Raw genomic sequence first — 8,685 nt, 5'->3', positions numbered from 1 at the left:
TTTTAAACCAATTTTTAACTATATTTGAAAAAAGGGTTCAGCTCTAAAAAAACCAAACCCTCGATTTATAACTTACACACTTTTTGGGATAGTGTCATTTTGCCACGAGGTTTGCAAGCGCAGCTCATTAGGGATGTTTTCCATGCGTTGTTCCTTTTAATAATGAAAGAATTGGCCAACGCGCCATCTGGCTCCTTCTCTAAAACAATCCACTGGATTGTTTCTTAACGCTCGACCCTCCTTATTGTTCATCTTGCACTCCTTATTATCCATATCCTACTCCTTATAGTCAAAAAACTCTCCTTAAAGCCTGTGTTCTATTCCTTATGGATGATTGTGCACTCCTTATGCTTTGTTTTCTGTTCCTTGTGGGTGTGATTTAGTGTTCCTTTTCCCTTATTTACTGTTACCTTGTGGAGTGATTTAGGTGAAGTAGGTGTGGATTTGGAAATTCGCGCTATCGAGATTGGACTGTGCTATTATGATTTTATTACTATGATATCTATCTTTATTGGCTATCCCAAAATTCAGGACTTTGCTGATCCATATCAAGTTGGTCATTATAATAAGCATCATTGAATCCATTATCATAACTACTATCATAGTGCTTTATTTTTAGTTTTGGCCATTCAGATTTTGGCAACAATTGACCATCGTATTTTCTATATTCTAATACTCTCTTTTTAAATCCATTTTCAATTCTAAAGAAAACCCTTTCTATATAATCTTCGAACATTCTTTTCTCTTCCAACAATTTACCATTTTTGTATATTTGATTACATATTAAATTACCTTTTGAATCCCATTCATTGGCAATTCCATCCTTTTTGCCATTTATATAAAAAAATTCTTTATTAAGTTTTCCTTCCTCGTACCAAAATCTATGAACTCCATGGTTTATTTTTATGGGAAATCTAAATATCCTTGCTTTTGTTTCTCCTACCACATGTTTTTTTTCTTTTTTGTAACCAATTTTATAATTCGTTTCACTTTTAACTATATTATTTTCATAAAATGCTCTTTCAAACAAATACAACAAATACTGTCCGTTATCGTCATTAATGACCTCCTCTTTCATTAATTGACCATTTTTATGCCATTCTATACAAATGACACTATTGTTCTTTTTGATTATTTTTTTCTCATATTTCAATAGACCATTTCTGTAATATCCTCTTTCTGTGACTTTAATTTCGTCATCTTCGAATATTCCTTTTTCTTTTCTTTCTGATTTCAATTGATAATTATCAAACCACCTTTTAACATCTAATTCTTTATCATTCTCAAAATTCATTTCACTTTCCATACATTCATTTTTGAACCAAGTTTTCCAAATACCAACTTTTTTACCATTCTCATAAAACCCTTCTTCACTTAACTTACCATTTTCAAACCAAGATATGAATCGCCCATTTCTCAAGCCATTTTTGTAAACAACCTCATATCTTAATTGATTATTTTCATAGTATGCTCTACAAACACCTTCTTTAATTCCATTTTTATATGGTGTATATGCTGTATAATTAGCCCATTCGTTGAATCCAGGATTAGCTAGGAATGTCCAATCTTGAACTGCTATACCAGTAAAAGGTTTTCCTTCTTTATAAGCCACTTCATCCTTTTGAAGTAAATCCTCCTCCTGAATGTTGTCTGTTTTGTTCATAAAGTTGCTATTTATTAACAAAATATATTATCTCTAAAGCGCCATCAATTAATGTAGTAAATCGAATCATCTCCCAAATATAAGCTTTTTCTAATGGAATATCTGGCTAAGATAGTTGTGTCGAGTACAAAGCATCTCCTAATTATAAAAAGCTTCCCGAAATTTTAAAGGGGAATAATCGGTTTTGGACTTAAATAATTTGTTGAAGGATTGTGCGTGCTCAAAACCTAAATCAAAAGCGATTTCACTCACCGATAAGTTGGTGGTAGTGAGTTTTTCTTTTGCCCTTTCAATCAGTTTGTAGTGGATTAGTTCCTGAGTGGATTGTCCGGTTAGTTTTTTGGTAAGGCTGCTTAAATAACCGGGCGAAAGGTTTAATTGGCTCGCCAGGTGTTGTACTGAGGGTAATCCGTTATCAAGGGCTGTTCCCGTTTTAAAATAATCATTCAGCAACATTTCCAGTCGGTCGAGAATTTCGTGATTGTTCTTTTTTCGGGTAATGAATTGCCGTTGGTAAAAGCGTTCGGCATAATTGAGCAGCAATTCAATTTGGGCAATGATGATATTCTGACTAAAATCATCAATATTGGACCGGTATTCGGTTTCTATCTTCTTAAAAATATCAAGAATTGTTTTTTCTTCTTTTTCTGATAAAAACAAGGACTCGTTGATGGCGTAACTGAAAAATTCATACTTTTTCATCTTACCAGCCAACGAAGTTCCCCAAAGAAAATCAGGATGGATCACTAAAATCCACCCTGAGGGTTTTTTGGAACTCTTGTTTTCAACATACTCGACATTTAAAATCTGATTGGGAGCAAAAAAAGACATCAATCCGTTATCAAAATCATACTCCTTTTGTCCGTAGCGGTACTTCCCGGGGATATTGCGTTTTAAACCAATGGTATAGTATTTCTGTAACCAACTGATCTTACTGTTCTCCGGACTGTGTTTTATCAGGCTGTAATCCACCAAACTAATCAATGGATGCTCAGGTGGTTGCAGTCCCCTCAGTTTATGATACTCAGAAATCGTATCTACTTTTTGTATGTTGCTTTTTTCCATTTTAGAATGATTTTTAAATCATTGTCCATTATATAAACCTATATGTTCGTGTCCCCCTGAGCGCAATCGAAGGATCAAACAAAACGTCTCGACCTTAGTTTATCCTGAGCGACAGCCGAAGGGCTCGACATGACATTTTACAACAAAACGCCCCCAGAAACCTCTATACGCTGACCGTTGATCCATTTAGCGTCTTCGGTACATAAAAAGGCAACCACACCGCCAATATCTTCGGGTTCACCAACACGGCCCAAAGCGGTAACACTGGTCAAAGCCTTTCTTTTTTGCTCGTTGTTTTTATTTTCACCACCGCCAAAATCAGTAGCAATAGCTCCCGGGGCGATCACATTGGCAGCTATGCCTCGATGTCCGAGTTCTTTTGCCAAATAACGTGTAAACACCTCTACGGCTCCTTTCATGGAAGCATAGGCAGAAGAATTGGGAAAGGTAAACCGTGCCAAACCGGAGGATATATTGATGATCCTTCCCCCGTCATTTAAATAGTTCAATGCTTTTTGGGTTAAGAAATAAACTCCTTTTAAATGAATGTTGAACATTTCATCAAACTGTTCTTCTGTTGTTTCGGTAAAGGGCGTATAAATACCCGTACCGGCATTATTAATCAAAAAATCAAAATTCGGACTTCCATTTACTTCGTTGAGGTAGGAAGACAGTACCTCGAAAAAGGCATTGAACTTAGTGATATCACTAGTATCCAGTTGAAAGGCTTTGGCTTTCTGCCCTGTTTTTTCAATTTCAGCAACCACTTCTTGAGCTGCTGTTTTGTTAGAATGGTAGGTGATAACAACATCATGTCCCAGTTTAGCGATGTTTAATGCCATATCTTTACCTAAACCTCTACTACCCCCGGTAATTAATGCAATTTTTGTTTTCATTGTCTTTTTATGTTTTTTGTTTTAACAAAAGTGGAGAGATATTAGATAACGATCTTAGTCTAATCGATGTTTGTTGTAGTCAAATTTTATTTTTGAAATATTGTACTCACATTATCGCAGGATACTTTATTCATAGTTCGGAATGTTTTTACCTAAAACGACATTCCTTGTTCCGATCAATAGGTTCCCTTCTTTTCTTAAAGTTAGCACACCTGAATTACCTCCTCTTGGTGAATCAGGATCAATTTCTTTGTCAGTCAGTAAACTGTCACCCTCAAAATGATAGCTACCTAGCCAATAGTATTTCCCGTTGGGTTCCAGAATTGTAAGGTGCATATGTGCTGGTGCTGACCTGTTGGGATAAGCCCCGGGTTTTAATGTGTAAAAAGTATACTGTCCGTCACTATCTGTTTTTATCCAACCCCTTATATACCCATGCTGTTTTGCCCATCCTGTTTCATCTCCTTTTGTCGCATAAATCCCTTTCTGGTCAGTATGGTAAATGTAAAGGATTACATCCTCAGCAGGTGTTTTCCCGTCATTTTGATAGATTGTCCCTGTTACTTTTATTTTAGACCCTTGATCGTTAAAGTCGGGCAAAGTGTCCACAGCGGTCAATTCTTTATCCCCATATTCAAAAATTGCCTCACAACCCTCACCTCCTCCAACAAGTCGGGTTTTGTCCCGATTTTGAGAATTCGCACAGGATGACAGTAGAATTGTCAATAGTATTGCAATTAATGGTCGTATCATTTGTGTTTTTTAAATTATCGCTAATTAATTTATACTAAGAAATGGAGATACAACAAGCTCACTACTCTATTCAATCAAAGCCACTTCTTTCGTTTAAAATAAATAATCATCAGGATAAAAATGATGAACATAAGGCCTAAAACGATAAAATAAGCATTTCGATGCTGCAATTCGGGCATATATTCAAAATTCATCCCGTAAACCCCTGCTATAAATGTCAACGGAATAAAAATACTGGCCATGATGGTCAGCACTTTCATCACTTCGTTCATTTTGTTGCTCATGTTGGTCATATAGATCTCCATGAGGTTGGTCGTCATCTCCCTGTACAACTGTATGTTTTCATAAATCTGAAGGCTGTGGTCCAAAGCATCTTTAAAGAACACCTTGGTTTCATTGCTGATCAATCGGTGATCGGTCTCTATGATCCTACTGATAAGATCTTTCACCGGGGACACCCATTTTCGCACTTGTAACACCTCTTTTTTCAACTGTTGTATTTTTTGTGCGGTTTCCTCTTTAGGGTTGTTATACACCTCTTCTTCCAAATCATCTATCTGAGAGGCTATATTTTCTGAAACCACAAAATATTGATCCACAATAGCATCTATGATGGTAAAAAACAGATAATCGGCACCCCGGCTACGGATACGTCCCGACTTGTTTTTTATACGGTTTCTCAGCCCTTCAAAAACATCGGCATCGATTTCCTGAAACAACAACACATTGTGTTCACACAGCACCACACCACAATGTTCTATTGTTGATTTGTAATCATCATCCAAATAAATCATTTTGAGGGTAACAAAAGCATAGTCATCATACTCATCGACCTTGGGACGTTGACTGGTGTTTACGATATCTTCAAGCACCAGTGAATTAAGATTGAAATGATCTCCCAGCTTGGTGATTTCGACTTCGTTGCTCAATCCAACTATATTAAACCAGGAAACCGTAATATTATCCTTAAAGGTCAAGGCTTCGTTTACATCGGTAAGCGATTGTAGATGAAACATATCATTAGAATAATCCAATACATCTATGGCATACCTGCCGTCTTGCCTTGCCCCAACATAAGTAACCGTTCCCGGCGCTTGTCCTATACTGCGTTGCGACTTGAACGATTTTTTGAGTACTCTTTTGAGGTCTATACTTTTTTTTGCCATCGATTATGTATTAATGAACTCATTCAATCTTCCTATAAAAATAGGGAAATATGAAATACTTTGAAAACTGGAAGTAAATTAATACAAGAGAAAGTTTATCAATAAAAATTTAGTTCTTGTTTGTCCCTTTATCTGCGTTCCCATCCCCCTTAATCCCTACTGAAGCTTTGTTCAGCACAGGTCTTCAAAGGGGAATTTTCACAATTGTTCCCTTGAGGGGACCTTAGGGGTGTTTTAACACGTCTCATACAAATAAGATCAATGTCTTTCCGCCAAGACCTTAACGATATCGCCAAGTTTGTAGCCTTTGGCTTGTAGCAGTATCAAATAATGGAACAGGAGGTCGGCGCTTTCATTTAAAAACAGTTTGTCGTTCCTGTCTTTGGCTTCAATAACGGTTTCTACCGCCTCTTCTCCTACTTTTTGCGCTATTTTGTTGATTCCTTTACGGAATAGAGAAGCTACATAGCTTTTTTCGTCGTCAGGGTTTTCTTTTCTGCTGCTAATCACAGCTTCCAATTCGGATAAAAATCCGTAACCGGATTCGTTTTCTTCCGCCCAACAGGTATCGGTTCCCTTATGGCAAGCTGGGCCGACAGGATCTACTTTGATTAATAGTGTGTCTTGGTCACAGTCCAGTTTTATTTCTTTCAGCTGTAAAAAATTACCACTTTCTTCCCCTTTGGTCCACAGACGTTGTTTGGTTCTGCTGTAAAAAGTGACCTGTTTGGTTTCCACGGTCTTTATATACGCGGCTTCATTCATATAACCCAACATCAACACCGTTTTGGTTTTTACATCCTGAATGATTGCCGGTACAAGTCCGTCGTTATTTTTATTAAAATCAATTGTCTTCATAATTTCCTTAGTCGTTTATAAACGTACTGCTATTTTGTTATCCCTTAAATATTGCTTTAGGTCGTTGATCTCGATTTCCTTAAAATGAAAAACACTGGCTGCCAAGGCGGCATCAGCCAATCCATCTTTAAAAGTATCTTTAAAATGTTCCATGTTTCCGGCGCCTCCAGATGCGATAATGGGAATATTCAATTCCGTAGACAACTTTGCTAAAGCTTCATTAGCAAAACCATCTTTGGTGCCATCATTGTCCATCGAGGTGAATAAAATTTCCCCGGCACCACGCTCTTCCACTTCTTTTGCCCACTGAAATAGGTCGAATTCCGTTGGTACCTTTCCTCCTACCAAATGCACTATCCATTGTCCGTCAATCTGTTTGGCATCAATAGCAACCACTACACACTGGCTTCCGAATTTGGCGGAAAGATCGTTGATCAACTGCGGATTCTTAACTGCTGAGGAATTTACCGACACCTTATCGGCACCACAATTCAGCAAAATATCAACATCTTCCACAGAAGAAATCCCACCTCCTACTGTAAACGGGATATTCACCTGTTCTGCGACATGCAGCACCAGATCGGCTAACGTTCTCCTTCTTTCTTCAGTAGCTGAAATATCGAGGAAAACCAATTCATCAGCTCCGTTTTCAGCATAGAGTTTTGCTAATTCCACCGGATCCCCCGCATCTCGGAGTCCTACAAAATTAACGCCTTTTACAGTTCGGCCGTTTTTGATATCTAAACAAGGTATGATTCTTTTTGTAAGCATTGTTCTTTGATAATAGGTTTAATGTCACCTCGAGCGCAGTCGAGAGGTTAATAATGAGGTCTCGACTGCGCTCGACCTGACATGCTTTATATGTCATTAATTATCAACTTTTCCAATTGTTTCAAACTAATCTTTCCTTCGTAAATCGCTTTTCCGATGATTGTTCCTTCACAGCCGATTTCAGCTAGTTTTGGAAGCTCACCAAAGGTTGAAATTCCTCCGGAAGCGATTAATTTCAGTTCTTTGGATCCGTTTTGAATGATCTTGTCATACAGTTCGAAAGCCGGACCTTGTAGCATCCCGTCTTTACTGATATCGGTACAGATCACATATTCTATTCCTCTTTCGACATATTTCGCAATGAACGGCAACAATTTTTCTTCTGAAGCTTCCTGCCAGCCCGAAATGGCAATATTTTCATTATCGGCATCGGCCCCTAAGATTATTTTGTCGTTTCCGTATTTTTCGATCCAACTGGTAAACAATTCAGGATCTTTTACGGCAATACTTCCTCCGGTAATCTGATTAGCGCCACTCTCAAAAGCGATTTTCAAATCTTTGTCAGATTTTAATCCTCCGCCAAAATCGATTTTCAGATTTGTTTTTGTGGCGATGGTTTCCAATACCTTGTAGTTGACAATATGTTTGCTTTTGGCTCCGTCTAAATCCACCAGATGTAAGTACTGGATTCCGTGGGCTTCAAATTCTTTAGCTACTTCCAGCGGATCTTCATTATATATCTTTTTTGTGCTGTAATCACCTTTGGATAGGCGTACACATTTTCCTTCGATGATATCTATGGCTGGGATTATTCTCATAAGCCTCCCCCAACCCCTCCTAAGGAGGGGAGTTAATGGGTTATAATTTTAAAAAGTTAGACAATATTCTCGCACCAGCTTTACTGCTTTTCTCGGGGTGGAATTGCACTCCGTAAAAGTTGTTTTTCTGTAAAGCTGAAGCATAATTGGTTTCATAATGGGTAGTGGCAATGGTTTCTTTGCAAACGGGAGCATAAAAACTGTGCACCAAATACATAAATTCGTTTTCTTTAACACCATCAAACAAGGGTGAATTCAAATTTGAAATCTGATTCCATCCGATTTGTGGCACTTTTACCTGATCACTGAATTTTTTTACCTCCACATCAAAAATACCGAGGCCTTGGGTATTTCCTTCTTCAGATGAATTACACATCAACTGCATTCCCAAACAGATACCTAACACCGGCTGTTTTAAGGTCGGAATCACAGTATCCAATCCGGTTGCTTTTAATTTTTCCATGGCACTACTCGCTTCACCTACCCCGGGAAAAATAACCTTATCGGCTTTCCTGATCTCTTCAGCGTCATCAGATAACACTGCCTCAACACCCAAACGTTGGAAAGCGAACCTGATGCTTTGAATGTTTCCGGCGCCGTAATTTATAATTACTACAGCCCCCCCTGTCCCCCCCGAAGGGTGGGTAATGTCTTGCTCTTTTTTTGATCTTAATTCCATAATTCTTCATTAAATT

9 protein-coding genes are annotated in these 8,685 nt (G+C 37.9%); all 9 read right to left on the bottom strand.

Annotated elements, in window-relative coordinates; genetic code table 11:
- Window positions 1–508: 508 nt before the first annotated feature.
- A complete protein-coding gene (locus OOZ15_RS18920; protein WP_265958015.1) occupies window positions 509–1,663 on the bottom strand; it encodes a toxin-antitoxin system YwqK family antitoxin in 1,155 nt (384 codons plus the stop codon).
- A gap of 138 nt (window positions 1,664–1,801) precedes the next feature.
- Complete coding sequence (locus tag OOZ15_RS18915; RefSeq protein ID WP_265958014.1) at window positions 1,802–2,728, bottom strand: helix-turn-helix domain-containing protein; 927 nt, start codon at window positions 2,726–2,728, stop codon at window positions 1,802–1,804.
- Window positions 2,729–2,865: 137 nt separating this feature from the next.
- A complete protein-coding gene (locus OOZ15_RS18910) occupies window positions 2,866–3,624 on the bottom strand; it encodes an SDR family oxidoreductase (protein WP_265958013.1) in 759 nt (252 codons plus the stop codon).
- A 126-nt stretch (window positions 3,625–3,750) separates the two neighbouring features.
- Window positions 3,751–4,377 (bottom strand): dioxygenase family protein, encoded by a 627-nt coding sequence (locus tag OOZ15_RS18905; RefSeq protein ID WP_265958012.1) that lies wholly within the window; start codon window positions 4,375–4,377, stop codon window positions 3,751–3,753.
- A gap of 74 nt (window positions 4,378–4,451) precedes the next feature.
- Window positions 4,452–5,543 (bottom strand): magnesium/cobalt transporter CorA, encoded by a 1,092-nt coding sequence (gene corA / locus OOZ15_RS18900; protein ID WP_265958011.1) that lies wholly within the window; start codon window positions 5,541–5,543, stop codon window positions 4,452–4,454.
- 258 nt (window positions 5,544–5,801) lie between these two features.
- Window positions 5,802–6,401 carry a bifunctional phosphoribosyl-AMP cyclohydrolase/phosphoribosyl-ATP diphosphatase HisIE gene (gene hisIE / locus OOZ15_RS18895; protein WP_265958010.1) on the bottom strand — a complete coding sequence of 200 codons (600 nt, stop codon included), beginning with the start codon at window positions 6,399–6,401 and terminating at the stop codon, window positions 5,802–5,804.
- Between the two features lie 15 nt (window positions 6,402–6,416).
- Complete coding sequence (gene hisF / locus OOZ15_RS18890; RefSeq protein ID WP_265958009.1) at window positions 6,417–7,172, bottom strand: imidazole glycerol phosphate synthase subunit HisF; 756 nt, start codon at window positions 7,170–7,172, stop codon at window positions 6,417–6,419.
- Between the two features lie 86 nt (window positions 7,173–7,258).
- Entirely contained in the window at window positions 7,259–7,990 is a 732-nt protein-coding gene (gene hisA, locus OOZ15_RS18885) for a 1-(5-phosphoribosyl)-5-[(5-phosphoribosylamino)methylideneamino]imidazole-4-carboxamide isomerase (RefSeq protein ID WP_265958008.1), read from the bottom strand.
- 40 nt (window positions 7,991–8,030) lie between these two features.
- Window positions 8,031–8,669 carry an imidazole glycerol phosphate synthase subunit HisH gene (gene hisH / locus OOZ15_RS18880; protein WP_265958007.1) on the bottom strand — a complete coding sequence of 213 codons (639 nt, stop codon included), beginning with the start codon at window positions 8,667–8,669 and terminating at the stop codon, window positions 8,031–8,033.
- Between the last annotated feature and the right edge of the window lie 16 nt (window positions 8,670–8,685).

The organism is Galbibacter kalidii (assembly GCF_026241135.1).
GTDB lineage: Bacteria > Bacteroidota > Bacteroidia > Flavobacteriales > Flavobacteriaceae > Galbibacter.
Note: the sequence above shows the minus strand (reverse complement) of the source record. Positions and strands in the feature narration are given on the sequence as shown.

What these genes read in the sequence shown, in the direction of transcription:
- OOZ15_RS18920 (WP_265958015.1), bottom strand. Translation starts at nt 1,663, where the DNA reads ATGAACAAAACAGACAACATTCAGGAGGAGGATTTACTTCAAAAGGAT.
- OOZ15_RS18915 (WP_265958014.1), bottom strand. Translation starts at nt 2,728, where the DNA reads ATGGAAAAAAGCAACATACAAAAAGTAGATACGATTTCTGAGTATCAT.
- OOZ15_RS18910 (WP_265958013.1), bottom strand. Translation starts at nt 3,624, where the DNA reads ATGAAAACAAAAATTGCATTAATTACCGGGGGTAGTAGAGGTTTAGGT.
- OOZ15_RS18905 (WP_265958012.1), bottom strand. Translation starts at nt 4,377, where the DNA reads ATGATACGACCATTAATTGCAATACTATTGACAATTCTACTGTCATCC.
- corA (WP_265958011.1), bottom strand. Translation starts at nt 5,543, where the DNA reads ATGGCAAAAAAAAGTATAGACCTCAAAAGAGTACTCAAAAAATCGTTC.
- hisIE (WP_265958010.1), bottom strand. Translation starts at nt 6,401, where the DNA reads ATGAAGACAATTGATTTTAATAAAAATAACGACGGACTTGTACCGGCA.
- hisF (WP_265958009.1), bottom strand. Translation starts at nt 7,172, where the DNA reads ATGCTTACAAAAAGAATCATACCTTGTTTAGATATCAAAAACGGCCGA.
- hisA (WP_265958008.1), bottom strand. Translation starts at nt 7,990, where the DNA reads ATGAGAATAATCCCAGCCATAGATATCATCGAAGGAAAATGTGTACGC.
- hisH (WP_265958007.1), bottom strand. Translation starts at nt 8,669, where the DNA reads ATGGAATTAAGATCAAAAAAAGAGCAAGACATTACCCACCCTTCGGGG.